Source organism: Streptococcus infantis (genome assembly GCF_047460685.1).
GTDB classification, from domain to species: Bacteria; Bacillota; Bacilli; order Lactobacillales; family Streptococcaceae; genus Streptococcus; species Streptococcus infantis_AD.
Genome location: NZ_JASHFS010000010.1, coordinates 1 through 17,898 on the forward strand (window position 1 = coordinate 1; position 17,898 = coordinate 17,898).

The window sequence follows — 17,898 nt, forward strand, 5'->3', positions numbered from 1 at the left end:
CTGTTGGTGTCTTACGAGCTGGTGTTGTTACATCCACTGGTTGTGATGGTTTCTTGTTCGGTTCGGTTACTGTTCCTGTACCTGGGACATCTTTCTTAGGAAGCTTGTCATTTGGTACTTCACCTGAACCGTTGTCGCCGATTGTGACTTCGATTGGTGTGTTGTTTTCACCTGGAATCACTACCTTGCTGCCTGATGGGTAAGTTGAGCCATCTGGTTTCTTAGGCGTTACTACTGCATCACCATTTGGTTTGCGTGTGATTTCAATCTCACTTGGTGTTTCAGTTGTTGGGGTATTTGGTGTTACCTTACCTGGTGTTGTTACTGGAACTTCAACAGCTGGTTTACCTGGTTCTGTAATCTTACCTGTACCTGGAACTTTACCGTCTGGTAATTCACTGTTTGGTACTTTACCTTTACCGTCTTCACCGATTGTTACGGTGATTGGGTTACCATCTTTACCTGGGATTTCTACCTTAGTTCCTGGTGGGAATGTTGAGCCATCTGGTTTCTTAGGTGTTACTGTAACGTCACCTGTCTTAGGATCTTGTTCAACATCTACTGTTGGTGTCTTACGAGCTGGTGTTTCTGGTGTTACCTTAGCTGGTGTTGTTACTGGAACTTCTACAGCTGGTTGACCTGGTTCTGTAATCTTACCTGTACCTGGAACTTTATCGTCTGGTAATTCGCTGTTTGGTACTTTACCTTTACCATCTTCACCGATTGTGACTGGGATTGGCTTACCATCTTTACCTGGGATTTCTACCTTAGTTCCTGGTTTGTATGTTGAGCCGTCTGGTTTCTTCGGTGTTACCGTAACGTCACCTGTCTTAGGATCTTGTTCAACATCTAGTGTTGGTGTCTTTTGAGCTGGTGTTTCTGGTGTTACCTTAGCTGGTGTTGTTACTGGAACTTCTACAGCTGGTTGACCTGGTTCTGTAATCTTACCTGTACCTGGAACTTTATTATCTGGTAGGTCACTGTTTGGTACTTTACCTTTACCGTCTTCACCGATTGTAACTTCGATTGGATTTCCATTTTCACCTGGGATTTCTACCTTAGTTCCTGGTGGGAATGTTGAGCCATCTGGTTTCTTAGGTGTTACTGTAACGTCACCTGTCTTAGGATCTTGTTCCAACTCTACTGTTGGTGTCTTACGAGCTGGTGTTGTTACATCTACTGGTTGTGATGGTTTCTTGTTCGGTTCTGTTACTGTTCCTGTACCTGGGACATCTTTCTTAGGAAGGTTGTCATTTGGCACTTCACCTGAACCGTTGTCGCCAACTGTTACTGTGATTGTAGTTGGGTTTCCATCTTTATCTTTACTTGGAATTTCTACCTTAGTTCCTGGTAGGTATGGTTTTCCATCTGGTTTCTTAGGCGTTACAACTGCATCACCATTTGGTTTGCGTGTGATTTCAATCTCACTTGGTGTTTCAGTTGTTGGTGTTTCTGGTGTTACCTTAGCTGGAGTTTCTACTGGAACTTCCACTGCTGGTTTACCTGGTTCAGTAATCTTACCTGTACCTGGAACTTTTCCTTCTGGTAAGTCAGCGTTTGGTACTTTAGCTTTACCGTTTTCATCAGTTGTAACAGTAATTGGGTGATCTTTATCCTTACCTGGGATTTCTACCTTAGTTCCTGGTTTGTATGGAGTTCCATCTGGTTTCTTAGGTGTTACTGTTACGTCACCTGTCTTAGGATCTTGTTCCAACTCTACTGTTGGATTGTTCTTCTCTGCATCTGTACGTGGATCTACTACCTTAACAGTTGCTGGAACTTCATCCTTAGAACCATCTGGGTAAGTGACAACGACTGTTGTTTTCTTATCGCCTGGTGTTGTAGTGTCTACTGGAGTCTTGTATTCGAACGTAGTTCCTTTTGGAAGATCGTCTACATTACCGATTGATCCTTTAGGATCTGGGGTTTTACCTACATTAACAGTTTGGTCTTTAGGTGTTGGATTGTTCTTCTCTGCATCTGTACGTGGATCTACTACCTTAACAGTTGCTGGAACTTCATCCTTAGAACCATCTGGGTAAGTGACAACGACTGTTGTTTTCTTATCGCCTGGTGTTGTAGTGTCTACTGGGGTCTTGTATTCGAACGTAGTTCCTTTTGGAAGATCGTCTACATTACCGATTGATCCTTTAGGATCTGGAGTTTTACCTACATTAACAGTTTGGTCTTTAGGTGTTGGATTGTTCTTCTCTGCATCTGTACGTGGATCTACTACCTTAACAGTTACTGGAACTTCATCTGTCGAACCATCTGGATAAGTTACTATAACTGTACGTGTGACTTTACCATTGTTAACAGTTGGAGTTTCTCCAGCTTTCCATGCGTAAGTCGTTGTCGTACCTGGTGTTGTTCCTTTATCTGGCAAGTCAGACTTGTTGGCAATATAAGTCTCTGGTGATCCCAAATCTGGAACAGTTCCATTTGAAGTCAGATTCACTGTAGGATTTGTAGCTGTTGGTGTATATTTATCAGCTTGCTTACGGAACTCAATCTGAATATTGGCGTTATTAGCAGAGCCATTGTTTGTGTTGTTATTTGTCAGACCTTCTTGGTCATATCCACTAATATAACGATTCCAGATATTTTTGCTAGCGTCAGGATTAATTGTCTGACCTTTACCTACATACCCTGAAATATTTACCTTGTACGGATTAGTATCTGTCGCATTGCCAGCTTGACCTAAATTACTTGTCTTATCCGTAAAGTTAATCTTTGTACCATTAGCAGGAATTTCAAGACGACCACCATTTGTAACTTCGAAATTACCTGATGGTGCTACTGCTTGAGCATTGTCGTGGACCTTAATCTTATCCAAGCGACCACTGTTATCAGTTAAGTTCACATCAACGCTAAACTCTTCTTCACGATAAACGATAATCTTATGTGGGTTAGTGCCATCAATTTCTGCATTACTAATAGGAGTTAAGCTAGTAATTGTTGGAGCTACTGTGTCACGAACTGTGAAGGTTACAGGCACTTCATCTGTTGAACCATCTGGATAAGTAACTACCGCTGTACGTGTGACTTGACCATTGTTAACAGTTGGAGTTTCTCCATCTTTCCATGTATAAGTCGTTCTTGCACCTGGCGTTGTACCTTCAGTTGGCAAGTCAGACTTGTTGGCAATATAAGTCTCTGGTGAGTCATAACCACTGATTGTACCATCTGTCGCTACATCGATTTTAGAGCCTGTTACTGCTGTTGGTGTATATTTATCAGCTTGCTTACGGAACTCAATCTGAATATTGGCGTTATTAGCAGTGTTATTGTTTGTGTTGTTATTTGTCAGACCTCCTTGGTCATATCCACTAATATAACGATTCCAGATATTTTTGCTAGCATCAGCTTTGACTTCCTGATTTTTACCAACATGACCTGAAATATTAACTTTATATGGGTTAGTATCTGTCGCATTGCCAGCTTGACCTAAATTACTTGTCTTATCCGTGAAGTTAATACTTGTACCATTAGCAGGAAGTTCAAGACGACCACCATTTGTAACTTCGAAATTACCTGATGGTGCTACTGCTTGAGCATTGTCGTGAACCTTAATCTTATCCAAGCGACCACTGTTATCAGTTAAGTTCACATCAACGCTAAACTCTTCTTCACGATAAACGATAATCTTACGTGGGTTTTTACTATCAATTTCTGCATTACGATTATCAGTTAATTTAGTAATTGTTGGTGCTACCTGGTCAGCTGGTGTTATCTTAGCTGGTGTTGTTACATCAGGAACTTCAACAGTTGGTTGACCTGGTTCTGTAATCTTACCTATACCTGGGACATTACCTTCAGGTAAATCACTATTAGGTACTTTACCTTTACCGTCTTTACCGATTGTGACTGGGATTGGCTTGTCACCTTTACCTGGGATTTCTACCTTAGTTTCTGGTGGGTATGTTGAGCCATCTGGTTTCTTCGGTGTTACTGTAACGTCACCTGTCTTAGGATCTTGATTCAACTCTAATGTTGGTGTAATAGATTGTGTAACCTTGACAGTTGATGTAAACTCCGCACTTTGTCCAACGTTATTGACAGACTTGACCTTGACCTTATAGTCGCCAGGATCTGAAGCAACACGACCTGTGATAATAAGCTTGTGCTCATAATCACTCACTTTTTGAACTTCAACTTTTTGATCTTTAAGTTCCAGCTTACTATCCACTAACTTGATAGAATCAGCTGGATTATAACCTAGTTTTGGATCACCAAGTGAAAATCCTGCTAGATTATCTTTAGTTGTAAATTCAAGTCGAATTTCCTTACCTTTTTCGATAGTTTGATCAGCCCCCGTCACCTTAGGAGATGGCAAACCATACCATTGCATATCATTTCGGTGGGTGCTGAACTCATAGGAGCGCATCCCTGCTGCATACATGAGTGGAGTCCCCTCAGCAGCCTTGGTTTTGAAACGAAAGATATAGTTTGATGCACTATCCTTAGTTCTACCACGATAATCAATATCAAAATGATAAACTCTTTGCGTATGCTGGATCAACCAATCCTTCAAATAATCTGATACCAGAACATCCTTCTCCGTTGTCGTACGGGCACCACCTGTACGATTAAAATAGAGTGTATCAGGTTTTGAAATGATTTCTTCAAATGTTTTAATCTCTCCATCAGCACCTTTCCAGAAAGCATCGGTAGTGGCGGCTTTGCCCCAAGCCTGCTCGATAGCTCCACCAGGGGTACCAATGTTAACATCCTTAGACGTAGAGCTAACCTGATCTTTAAAGATGTCGTATAAGTTTCGTGGTAATCTTCCTTGAGTTTCAATACGTCGTTTTCCACCAGAACCACCCCAGTAACTACCAAATGATGCCGAACCGTCGTCTACCAAGGTATGACCAGTTGGAATGGTAAACCAAGCATGGGCATTTTGGTGGTTTTCAGGATTACCTTCAAACTCAATGACCCAATCGTATGTATCTCCGTTTTTAGTGACATCAACCTTAACGACATTCTTGACATCACTAACTTTTTGGTTATCAGGAGTATTTTGGTTACGGTCTCTAAAGAGCATGGTGCCAGCTGGATAACCTGAGCCATCTCCTTCCTTTGTGAAGTAGAGACCGACAGCATCGTCATAACTTACTCCTTCATCAGCACGAAATCTTGTACCAACTGGGATAGCTGCGCGATTACGGACGTCATTATGCCCAGAAGTCAAACGATTACGCGCAATCATAACAGAGCTTTCGTTACGTTTGATGACACGATTCATATCCTCAACATCACGAAGGCTAACTTCTACACCACCAAATGCAGACTTGGCTACGGCAACTTGGGCGTTAGCTTTTTCCAAGATTTCACGTGTCAAGTCATTCTCAGGTGTTTGGGCGATAGCCTGCTCCAAACGATCAATAGATAATTTGAGACTAGCTTTAGCTTTTTCCAGTTGCTCAGCATTAGTATTTTCTGAAGTTTCCTCAGACTTAGCTGAAATTTCTGAAGTTGGCTTCGCTACTTCTGGCTTGATTTCCGGAGTTACATCCTGTGCACTTCTATCGTTTTTCTCCTCTTCTTTGACTTTAGGAGTTTCCACTGCTCGTAGCTGGTCCAAAACATTGGTCAAGCGAGCTACCAAAGCATCCACTTCTTCTTGACTCACTTTTGAATTAGCGAGAGTCTGTTCAGCCTTAACAAGTTCTTCCTTGGCAACAACCAAAAGGTCTGTCTTAGCCGTTTCCTTGACCTTGAGCTGATCTTTGAGCTGTGTCACAAGCTGACTTGCAACAGCTGTATCCACTTTCACAGAACTAGTAGGCTCTTCCTTAGCCTGCGATGCTAGCGGACTAGTATCTTGAGTTAAAGCCTCTACATGAGGTTGGTCGACAGGTGTTACGCTATCCGCACTAACGACGCGCGCACCCAAAAACATCAGCGCTGCAACAGCAACTGAAGCCGCACCAAAGCTATACTTACGAATAGAGAAGCGTAAGACTTTTTCCTGTTGTCGACGCTTTACTCTACTTAGTGAATTTGATTTTTTTTCCATCGTTCCTCCTTATATTAAAGACAAAATCAAATTGAGAAGCAATATTCCCTCTGGGGAATAATACAATAAAAATTACTATGATGACCATCTCTTAACACATCATAGCTATTTCAGGCAAATTATACCATTTTAAATTGATTTAAACAAGCATAAAGCCATTCAATCTCTCGAATAAAGCGCAAACATATTCGAATGTCTATAATACATTAATATATATTTTGTTTAAATAAAACAGAAAGATTCTCCTTTCTGATGACATTCTCTATATATCAGATTGGCAAGTGTACTAATCGCTCACCGGTTGAGAACTTTTGGGAACATTTCAAAACTGAGCACTAGGATTAAAGACATACAATATTTTGAGAGGGGCTTGGTACGAATATTGACGCCTACTTTTTTCAAGAATACAAAAACGACCTTGTACTTCTTCAAATGAGTAACAAGGTCGTTTTTTGATCTTTTATTATTTCATCGTTCACTTAACAGTGAGTAGTTCAATCTTTAACGAAATGCTTATTTTAGTCTTCTTTTTTCTTTCCAAACGCAAGTCCGAGACCACTTAGCATACCAAGAAGCCCTAAAGATGCAAGAGTCATACTTGACTCTGTTCCAAGTCTTGGCAATACATTTTGAGAACCATTTGACTTAGATTCCTTATCAATAGTAGCTGTAGTAGATCTGTGATTTGCATTCGGACTAACAGCATCTTGAATTGGAGTAGCTAGTGGATCTGTGGATTGACTAGAATCACCATTAGTATCAGGTGTTACTGGAAGAACTTGAATTGTATTTGAACTTACTTTTCTGAAAATATGTGTGATTATAGGTTCTTTATCATCGACTTCAGTTCTTAAAAATTCATATCTCGGAATTACTCCATGACCAGCTGCTCCTGCATCTCCTGTCTTAACTGATGATTTCAAGACATTCCCATCCTCATCATTCCATCTAACCTCAATCATTAGCTCTGGCAATGCAATTGAACCCGATAATGCATCGTTTTCAAAAGTTGTTACCTTAGGAACTTCCACAGATGATTTACCTGGTTCAGTAATCTTACCTGTACCTGTTTTTTCTACGTTTGGTAGATCACTGTTTGGTACTTTACCTTTACCATCTTCATCGATTGTAACGACGATTGGATTACCATCTTTACCTGAGATTTCTACCTTAGTTCCTGGTGGATATGTTGACCCATCTGGCTTCTTCGGTGTCACTGTAACATCACCTGTCTTAGGATCCTGTTCTAACTCTACTTTTGGTTCTTTCGTTTTCCCATAAGTTCGAACGGTTGTTGGAGTTACCTTACCTGTTTTTGGATCAACTTCATAGGTAGTGATATCAATCACATCGCGACCTTCAGAATCTTTAGATTGTTCAACCTTAGTTTTCGCACCAACTTTAACGATTGTCTTACCTGCTGGGCTGACTACTGGGGTGCCAACGTGTTCTGTGATATGACCGTCATTTGAATCTACATCGTAAGTGGTTGTTGTAACTGTTTTACCTTTAGCTCCTTCAACGCGTTCGTTAGGTGTGTCAACTTCTCGTTCACCATCTCTAACATACTCAACTTCAGGTTCAATTGATGCTTCTACTACTTTGTCCTTCGCTGCGACTTTGACAATTGTTTCTGTTGGATTCACTACTACTGGTTTTCCTACTGTTTCTGTAATAGCACCTGTAGTAGGATCAACACTATATGTTGTTGTGATAGTGCTTGAACCTGTTTGACCTGCTTCCTCCACATTTGGTTGATCTTTGTCGCGTGTATCATCTTTCACATATTTCTTAGGTGATGGGAGTTTGGTTGTCTCCACTTTATCCTTCGCTGGAACTTTGACAATAGTATTCGTTGCTTCTTTCGTACGAACTGGTTGACCTTCACTTGCTGTAATTTTTCCAGTATTAGGATCCACAGTGTAAGTTGTTGTGATAGTGTCTTCACCATCTTCACCTTTAACAGTAGTTGGGGCTGTACCTTTTTCTTTCGTATCATCTTTTTCATAGACAACAAGTGATGGTACTACTCTCTTCTCAACTGTTGGTTCTTTTGTTGTTCCATAAGTTCGAACGGTTGTTGGAGTTACCTTACCTGTTTTTGGATCAACTTCATAGGTAGTGGTATCAATCACATCATGACCTTCAGAATCTTTAGATTGTTCAACCTTAGTTTTCGCACCAACTTTAACGATTGTCTTACCTGCTGGGGTGACGACTGGATTGCCAACGTGTTCTGTGATATGACCGTCGGTTGAATCTACATCGTAAGTGGTTGTTGTAACTGTTTTACCTTTAGCTCCTTCAACGCGTTCATTAGGTGTGTCAACTTCTCGTTCACCATCTCTAACATACTCAACTTCTGGTTCAATCAGGGTTTCTACTACTTTGTCCTTCGCCGCGACTTTGACAATTGTTTCTGTTGGATTCACTACTACTGGTTTTCCTACTGTTTCTGTAATAGCGCCTGTACTAGGATCAACACTATATGTTGTTGTGATAGTGCTTGAACCTGCTTGTCCTGCTTCTTCCACATTTGGTTGATCTTTGTCGCGTGTATCATCTTTCACATATTTCTTAGGTGATGGGAGTTTGGTTGTCTCCACTTTATCCTTCGCTGGAACTTTGACAATAGTATTCGTTGCTTCTTTCGTACGAACTGGTTGACCTTCACTTGCTGTAATTTTTCCAGTATTAGGATCCACAGTGTAAGTTGTTGTGATAGTGTCTTCACCATCTTCACCTTTAACAGTAGTTGGGGCTGTACCTTTTTCTTTCGTATCATCTTTTTCATAAACGACTGGAGACGGTACTACTCTCTTCTCAACTGTTGGTGCTTTCGTTTTTCCATAAGTTCGAACGGTTGTTGGAGTTACCTTACCTGTTTTTGGATCAACTTCATAGGTAGTGGTATCAATCACATCATGACCTTCAGAATCTTTAGATTGTTCAACCTTAGTTTTCGCACCAACTTTAACGATTGTCTTACCTGCTGGGGTGACGACTGGATTACCAACGTGTTCTGTGATATGACCGTCGGTTGAATCCACATCGTAAGTAGTGGTAGTAACTGTTTTACCTTTAGCTCCTTCAACGCGTTCATTAGGTGTGTCAACTTCTCGTTCACCATCTCTAACATACTCAACTTCTGGTTCAATCGGGGTTTCTACTACTTTGTCCTTCGCTGCGACTTTGACAATTGTTTCTGTTGGATTCACTACTACTGGTTTTCCTACTGTTTCTGTAATAGCGCCTGTACTAGGATCAACACTATATGTTGTTGTGGTAGTGCTTGAACCTGCTTGTCCTGCTTCTTCCACATTTGGTTGATCTTTGTCGCGTGTATCATCTTTTACATATTTCTTAGGTGATGGGAGTTCTGTTGTTTCTACTTTATCCTTCGCTGGAACTTTGACAATAGTATTCGTTGGTTCTTTCGTACGAACTGGTTGACCTTCACTTGCTATAATTTTTCCAGTATTAGGATCCACAGTGTAAGTTGTTGTGATAGTGTCTTCACCATCTTCACCTTTAACAGTAGTTGGGGCTGTACCTTTTTCTTTCGTACCATCTTTTTCATAAACTACTGGAGACGGTACTACTCTCTTCTCAACTGTTGGTGCTTTTGTTGTTCCATAAGTTCGAACTGTTGTTGGAGTTACCTTACCTGTTTTTGGATCAACTTCATAGGTAGTGGTATCAATCACATCGCGACCTTCAGAATCTTTAGATTGTTCAACCTTAGTTTTAGCTCCTACTTTAACGATTGTCTTACCTGCTGGGGTAACGTCTGGGTTGCCAACGTGTTCTGTGATATGACCGTCGTTTGAATCTACATCGTAAATGGTTGTAGTAACTATTTTACCTTTAGCTCCTTCAATACGTTCATTAGGTGTGTCAACTTCTCGTTCACCATCTCTAACATATTCAACTTCAGGTTCAATTGGGGTTTCTACTACTTTGTCCTTGGCTGCGACTTTGACAATTGTTTCTGTTGGATTTACTACTACTGGTTCTCCTACTCTTTCTGTAATGGTTCCATCTGCTGGATTTACTTCGTAAGTAGTTGTTACTGTGCGTGAACCTGCTTGGCCTGCTTCTTCTACATTGTCTTGGCCTTTTTCCCGCGTATCATCTTTTACGTATTTTTTAGGTGATGGGATTTCGGTTGTTTCTACTTTATCCTTCGCTGCGACTTTAACGACTGTATTCGTTGGTTCTTTCGTACGAACTGGTTTACCTTCACTTGCTGTAATCTTTCCAGTATTAGTGTCCACAATATAAGTTGTTGTGATAGTGTCTTCACCATCTTCACCTTTAACAGTAGTTGGGGCTGTACCTTTTTCTTTCGTATCATCTTTTTCATAAACGACTGGGGATGGCACTACTCTCTTATCAACTGTTGGTGCTTTTGTTTTTCCATAAGTTCGAACGGTTGTTGGAGTTACCTTACCTGTTTTTGAATCAACTTCATAGGTAGTGGTATCAATCACATCACGACCTTCGGAATCTTTAGATTGTTCAACCTTAGTTTTCGCACCTACTTTAACGATTGTCTTACCTGCTGGGGTGACGACTGGGGTACCAACGTGTTCTGTGATATGACCGTCGTGTGAATCTACATCGTAAGTGGTTGTAGTAACTATTTTACCTTTAGCTCCTTCAACGCGTTCATTAGGTGTGTCAACATCTCGTTCACCATCTCTAACATACTCTACTTCAGGTTCAATCGGTGTTTCTACTACTTTGTCCTTAGCTCCCACTTTTACAACTCTAGCTATTGGTATAGTTACGACTTCTGGTTTGCCTTTTGATGGAGTTAGGGTTCCATTTACTGGGTTTACGCTATATGTTGTGGTGACTTTAGTTTGTCCTGCTTTCCCTGGAAATTGAACGGTAACAGTACCTTTTGGACTGTTCTCATCTTTTAAATAAACTGGTTTGGGTTCAACTGAATTATACTCAACTATATCCCTCGCGCCACCTCTATTGACTACTTCTTCCTTCTCAGCCGAAGTAAGACTGCCAATTTTGGGGTCTACTGTGTAGCTTGTTGTCTTCTTAACAACGTCGTCTCCTTTTTTAATGTATTCTACTTCATCCTTGGCTGCGACTTTGACAACTGTTTCTGTTGCCGGTTGCTTAACTACTGGTTGTCCTACATGTTCAATAAGAACTCCAGTTTTAGGATTTACACTATAAGTTGTTGTTACCGTCTGTTTCCCGATTTTTCCAGGTACTTCAACATTAGCTTGTCCTTTTTCGCGTGTATCATCTTTCACGTATTTCTTAGGTGATGGGATTTCTGTTGTTTCTACTTTGTCCTTCGCACCATTTTCCTTGAACACTTGATCAAGTGCATTTTTAGTAATCTGTCCTGTATCAGGATCCTTGATACTAACAGTTGTTGACTTAATGATGTCATTTCCGAGTTTGCTATATACAACAGTTTCTCCAACTTTTTCTAGAGACTTGGCTGTAGTAATCTTAGGATTTTGAAAACCTATCCCATCTAAAGAAACACGTTTTCCTGATATGAATTTCGGTTCCCTATTAATCATATCATTTTCAAAATAAGAACGGGAACTATGCCCTCCTTTTGTATCCCCAACATTTATAACAACATCACTATCATTACTGACACTTTTTCCTATAGTAGAATCGTTATTAACTATATAATGGGTCAGTTTACCTGACTTAGCTATTTTTTTACTATCTAAACCTTTTTGCCAAAACGCAGATGATGAGAGAAGACCTGTCCTCACTTTTGGAGCATTAAATGTTGTTCCTTTTTTTAATACATTATTATAAAAGTTTCTATAAGCCAGCTGTTCTTTAGTAGACATGACTCTGCTGTCAGAATATGCCAACTGATAGGCTTCAACCATTGCCCGTTGTACTAAATATCCTCCCAGAGAATGTCCTGTTAGATAAAGGTTGGTGATACTCTTATCCTTAGCTAATTCACGCATAATTTCTTCTGCTTCTATCGCCTGTTTAGGATTACTCCCTGTTCCAAGTGTTATATCAGCACCTATATCTTTAGAATCACTAGTCCCACGAAATGCTAGTACCTGGGCAGTTCCATTTGGTAAATATAAGAAATCGCTCTTAGTCTCAAATAATACAGCATCAAGTCCACTGGATGTATGATAACTTTTCTTTCTTTCCCAATAAGGTCCCAATTCCCTATTCATCATCATATATTCATAGCGTGGTTTACTTTCACCTTTCTTTTTGTATAACTCTGCTTCTGTTAAAGGTCTCTTATGATCCAGTACTCTGTCAATGTACTTATCGTCACGGTAAGCCAATTCCATGAACATAATCATATCACGTTCACTTACATTCCATTTTAATTTTTCATCTGGCTTTTCGTCACTATCAATAATCCCATCACCATCAGTATCCTCTAGTAACGGATGACTATTATAACCTACATACTTTTTACCATTTTTTTCATAAATATAGAGTTCTTCTTTATCACTCAAATAATCGTTATCTGTATAACCATTCGGTTTTAACTGTTCTCCATCTAGTAATAGGCTATCATACTTATCCCCTTCTGAACCGATTATTCCTGCTTTGATTTTTTTAGCATCTTCCTCAGTCAATTCATATTTTTTAATCTCAGTAGGATTTGATGCTGCTCTAACCTCTGGAGCACTTGATCTGTCTTCACCAGCCACCAAAGTAGTTGCCGTCGAATTGATATTTTCCTTACCACCGGAAGTATCTAGAACTGTCTCTTTTGTAGCTACTGTTGAAATCTCTTTAGCATCTATCTCAGAAGAAGCATTGTTTCGATGTTCTGAGATACTTTGAGCTTCTTCTTTGATCTCCACAGTCGGCAGAGAATTGTCAGTTTCAGAATTAACTTCTATCCCTGTATTATTATCATTATTATTTTCCGTAGAAGCTAAGACTCCTTGAGTTGGAGCAAATAAGGAAACCCCTATTAGTACAGATGCCACTCCAACAGAAAACTTTCGAATCGAAAAACGTTGTCGTTTATTAAAGATATCTTTCATGTTACCCAATTCCTTTTTAACTATCATTTCTATATATAATATAGAAGGTGTCAACATTTTCTGTTAACAAAATCATACTTTTTTATTTTCCTAAAATTTAGGAACTTTACTCTACTTTAATACATCACATTTTAAATCCTTTCAATCTTTAAATAACTATTTGTTGTAATAGCTAAACCCAGTCCCCCTGTTAATCAGGCGGGTTATTTAGGTTACGGACAGAACCGCTAATTTTAGACTTCCAAAAAACTCTGTAAAAAAGTACAAGGTTATCTTTTTCTATTTTATCACCTAGGTACATTTCCCCGTCCATATGAAGATCAATAACTTGCTGTTAAAATTTCAGTAAATTAAGAAAGAAATCTAAATATTGCACTTTCTATACTGCCATTATATCACAAAGAGTTCATTAAAAGAAAAAAATCACCATTCTTGATTTTCTAGAAAACCAAGAAATGGTGATTCTATGTTAATTTTCTTGAAGCTCGATGACAATTTCTTGACCATTTTCTTTTTCTTCCACAACTACTTTCTCTTCCAGTTGTGATTTAAAATGATTCAAGGTTTCTTTTGAAGCTTCAGTCGCTTGTTGAGCATGATATTTTGCTTTATCAAGAACAGTGTCAAGAGTAATTTCCCCAGATTCAATCTGCTCTTTTGTTTTAAGAACAAATTCTTTGGTTTGTTCTTTGACATCCGTTAATTTTTCACAAACCTGCTCTTTAGCATACTCAGGATCTTCTTTTAGATCTTCTAAAAATTCTTGTGCTTGGCTTCTAACTTGTTTTCCTTTGTCACTTGTTAGAAACAAGGCTGCAGCAACACCTGAAACAGTTCCTAGAAAGATAGATGATAGTTTACCCATTAGCTTACTCCTTTTTTATTTTTTGAAAAATTTACTTGCAAGACGAAGAGCTGACAGACTTGCACCAGTCTTGAGTGTTTTTGAACCAGCAGATGATGCCTTTTTACTCAAAACACGCGCTTGATCATTAAGGTCTGATACAGAAACAGACAAATCAGCCACTGCTGTAAAGAGGGGGGCAATCGTTGCCACTTTAACGTTGATATCATCAACCAGAACATTGACCTTTGTAAGCAATTCATTTGTTTGATGAAGAGTTACATCTACATCTGATGTTAAAGTTTTAACAGTTTTTTCAGTTTCATCGATTACACGACCAACTTTTTGAAGGGTAATAATCAAATAAACTAAAAATACAACCAAGGCAATCGCCACAATAATATAAGCCGCTTCTAACATTTTAATTCTCCTTTTTTACATTATAAAATGGTGCTTTTTTCCGATTTTGATAAAAGATGATATAAATACCAAGGCCAATCAATAGGGCAGACAACCATTGAGATACTCGAAGCCCAAAGAACATGAGACTATCTGTACGCATGCCCTCAATAATCATACGTCCAAATCCGTACCAAATTAGATAAAAGGCAGTGATATGACCACGACGAATCCATTTTAACCGACGTCTAAAAATGATAATTAAGGCAAAACCAATCAGATTCCAGATAGATTCGTATAGGAAGGTTGGTTGACGATAAGAACCATCAATATACATCTGATTCTTAATAAAACCAGGTAAATAATCAAGGTTTTCTACAACTGCTCCGTAAGCTTCTTGGTTAAAGAAGTTCCCCCAACGTCCTAGACTCTGAGCAATCATTACACTCGGAGCTGCAATATCTAAGAAATCCCAGGTATTGATTAATTTACGGTCTGCGAAAATATAAAGTACAATCGCTCCGGTAATTAGACCGCCGTATATCGCAAGACCACCATTCCAGACAGCAAATATCTCCCCTAAATGTTGGCTATAATAGTCAAATTTAAAAATAACATAGTAAAGTCTCGCGCCGATGATTGACAAAGGGAAAGCCACTAAGATAAAGTCCAGAATATCTTCTGATAAGATTTTCTTTTTAGGAGCTTCTTTACTTGCCAAATATACCGCTAAGATAAGGCCGGAAACGATACAAAGTGCATACCATCTAATGGCAAATGGACCTATTTGAAAAGCAACTGGATCAATCATTTTGCACCTCGTTCTTTTCAATTAATTTCGTCAATCTTTCTTCAAACAGACGCGTCGCATCAAAGCCCATTTCCTTAGAACGATAGTTCATGGCAGCAGCTTCGATAACTACAGAAATATTGCGCCCTGTTTTTACAGGAATTCGAATACGCGGAATAGAGACACCTGAAATTTCCAACTCTTCAGCATTATTGCCTAGACGATCAAAAGTCTTTTGCGTGTCATAATTTTCTAGATAGACAGCTAACTGAACTTGTGAAGAATCCTTAACTGCACTGGCACCATAAAGACTCATCACATCTATAATACCAACACCACGAATCTCAAGTAAATGCTTCAAGATTTCAGCTGGTTCACCCCAGAGAGTCATTTCATCCTTAGCAAAGATATCTACACGGTCATCCGCTACCAAACGGTGTCCTCGTTTCACGAGTTCTAGACCTGTCTCACTCTTACCAATACCACTGTCGCCCTGGATTAACACACCCATACCATAGATGTCCATCAAGACACCATGTACACTTTCACGCTCAGCCAAACGAGAATCTAGGTAACTTGACAATTCACCAGACAGACGACTTGTTGCTGTACGACTCGTTAAAATAGCGATTTTACATTCTCTAGCGGCCTTTAACATTTCCTCTGGAACTACTAAACCACGCGCAACAATAACTGCAGGTGTTTCTGGTTGAAACATCTTTTTCAAAACCTGGTAGCGGTTATGAGAAGACATACTAATCAGATAAGACCACTCTTTCATTCCCAGTAACTGAATCCGCTCTGGAGTATAGTAGTCAAAATACCCCGTCATTTCAAGCCCTGGTCGCGTAATATCCGCAGTATTGATTTTCTTTTCAAGTAATTCTGGCTCACCATAGACAATGTCTAGTCTGAGCTTATCTATCACTTCTTTGACTAAAACCGACATAATTTTCTCCTTCAATCAAGTTCTTCCCTCTATTATATCAAATTGTAGGAGGAAGTTTCAGAATTTTGCAGGATTTATAGGATTTATTTAAAACAAAAAAGACTAGACAAGTCTAGCCTTTCTTATTAATTAGAATTTTTTACGTTTACGAGCTGCTTCTGATTTACGTTTACGTTTTACAGAAGGTTTTTCATAGAATTCACGTTTGCGTGTTTCTTGAAGAGTACCAGCTTTAGTAACTGCACGTTTGAAACGACGAAGAGCATCGTCAAGAGATTCATTCTTACGTACTACTGTTTTAGACATTTTTTTCACTCCCTTCAAGTTCAAGATCTATTCTATTTTACACGGAATAAAGAAAATTGTCAAGAAAAAAATGAAATTCTCCCAAATCATTCAATTTAAAATTTATAAGATTTTACCATTATATCTAGCCTAGTTCTCCACTTCTAAAGTTTGTTCTAAACGAACACTTAATTTTTTAATTTCTAACCCCATGTGGTCTAGGTACTCCCAATAATCTGACGGTAGATCAAAAATGGTATATAAGTCCTTGCTGTCAACGTGATCAACAAGATGTTTCAGTATTTGCTCTCGAATAAAATATAAATCCTTTACTTGACCTAAACTAATAGCTTCCAGCTTTGCTAAATACTGACATAAAGCAGAAAGTGAAGAACAATCAAATTTGTCTTCTTCATGTAAAAAATACAAAAAATTTTGATTTTCAACCCTTATCATATTTGAAATATATTCAGAGCAAAAAACCACCCAATCCATAGGATCGAATGGTTTTTAATGATTAAAATCTTATTTTTTTAACAAGCTGAGTGCTGCTGCATCTGCGATAATGGTCACATCTGGATGGTTTTGTAGGCTACTTGCCGGTAGACTTTCTGTCACAGGGCCTTCAACAGTTCCAGCGATAGCTTCTGCTTTTGATTCACCATAAGCAAATAGAAGGATGGACTTAGCATCCAAAATGTTCTTAATCCCCATTGAAATAGCTTGGGTTGGAACATCTTCAATCTTCTCAAAGAAACGTGCGTTAGCTTCGATAGTAGACTGGTCAAGTTCTACAAGATGAGTTTGACTGTCAAATGGTGTGCCTGGTTCATTAAAGCCAATATGGCCATTGCGACCAATTCCTAAGATTTGTAGGTCAACTGGATGGTCAGCAAGAATTTGGTTGTAGCGTTCTACTTCTGCTTCTGCATTATCCTTGACACCACGTGGCAAGAAACTTTCTTTAAATGGTTTCTTGTTGAATAAATTTTCTTGCATAAAGTAACGGTATGATTGAGGATTGTCCCCATCAAGGCCTACGTACTCATCCAAATTCACACTTGTAAGATTTGAAAAATCAAGATCGCTCTCAACGATTTGTTGGTAAAACTCCAAAGGACTGCTTCCTGTTGCAAGTCCCAATGTTTGTGCACCGTTTTCCAATTTTTCTTTTAAGATATCAAAAGCAACTTTTCCACCTTCAATTGGATTTTCCACTTGAATAACTTTCATAATTTTGTCCTCCATATTCTTTATTTTATTATATGGTATAGACCAATTTTTGTCAAGTGAAAACGATTTATTTTTGTTGAAAATATGACAGTAGCCTCAAAATAGCTACTGTCTTGTCTCATTTGATTCTTAAAACCTTGATAGACTTGACAAATGGTAGGAAAGAGCCAAAAAAAGCTCGATAATATTTGTAATAGGCAAATTCCTATAGATATTATGGAGCTTTTTATTGTATCGAATTGTCAAATGAAGAGCAGATAGTAGATTGCATACAGAATAGTGCACTGTGACTTCTAAAACATTGCTAGAAATTGATTTGACTTCCTTAATCAATTTATCCAG

9 protein-coding genes are annotated in these 17,898 nt (G+C 38.9%); all 9 read right to left on the reverse strand.

Annotation, left to right across the window (positions count from 1 at the left end; translation table 11 throughout):
• The coding region (locus QM917_RS05930; RefSeq protein ID WP_414285233.1) for a Rib/alpha-like domain-containing protein at positions 1–6,025 on the reverse strand (6,025 nt) is incomplete at its 3' end.
• Positions 6,026–6,543: 518 nt separating this feature from the next.
• On the reverse strand, positions 6,544–13,056 hold the full coding sequence (locus tag QM917_RS05935) for a G5 domain-containing protein (protein ID WP_414285234.1): 6,513 nt from the start codon (positions 13,054–13,056) through the stop codon (positions 6,544–6,546).
• 469 nt (positions 13,057–13,525) lie between these two features.
• Positions 13,526–13,921, reverse strand: a complete 396-nt coding sequence (locus QM917_RS05940) for a YtxH domain-containing protein (protein ID WP_049548284.1) — start codon at positions 13,919–13,921, stop codon at positions 13,526–13,528.
• A 15-nt stretch (positions 13,922–13,936) separates the two neighbouring features.
• Entirely contained in the window at positions 13,937–14,320 is a 384-nt protein-coding gene (locus QM917_RS05945) for a DUF948 domain-containing protein (RefSeq protein WP_414285235.1), read from the reverse strand.
• Position 14,321: 1 nt separating this feature from the next.
• The gene (gene lgt / locus QM917_RS05950) at positions 14,322–15,110 is read right to left on the reverse strand and encodes a prolipoprotein diacylglyceryl transferase (protein ID WP_414285236.1); all 789 of its coding nucleotides are present in this window, start codon (positions 15,108–15,110) and stop codon (positions 14,322–14,324) included.
• On the reverse strand, positions 15,103–16,038 hold the full coding sequence (hprK, locus tag QM917_RS05955) for an HPr(Ser) kinase/phosphatase (RefSeq protein ID WP_414285237.1): 936 nt from the start codon (positions 16,036–16,038) through the stop codon (positions 15,103–15,105). The genes lgt and hprK overlap by 8 nt, the downstream gene beginning before the upstream one ends.
• A 129-nt stretch (positions 16,039–16,167) precedes the next feature.
• Positions 16,168–16,344: a 30S ribosomal protein S21 gene (rpsU, locus tag QM917_RS05960; RefSeq protein ID WP_000048054.1), complete on the reverse strand. Its 177-nt coding sequence runs from the start codon at positions 16,342–16,344 to the stop codon at positions 16,168–16,170.
• 129 nt (positions 16,345–16,473) lie between these two features.
• A complete protein-coding gene (locus QM917_RS05965; RefSeq protein WP_075231804.1) occupies positions 16,474–16,779 on the reverse strand; it encodes a hypothetical protein in 306 nt (101 codons plus the stop codon).
• Between the two features lie 69 nt (positions 16,780–16,848).
• On the reverse strand, positions 16,849–17,556 hold the full coding sequence (locus tag QM917_RS05970) for a glucosamine-6-phosphate deaminase (protein ID WP_049526994.1): 708 nt from the start codon (positions 17,554–17,556) through the stop codon (positions 16,849–16,851).
• Positions 17,557–17,898 lie beyond the last annotated feature (342 nt).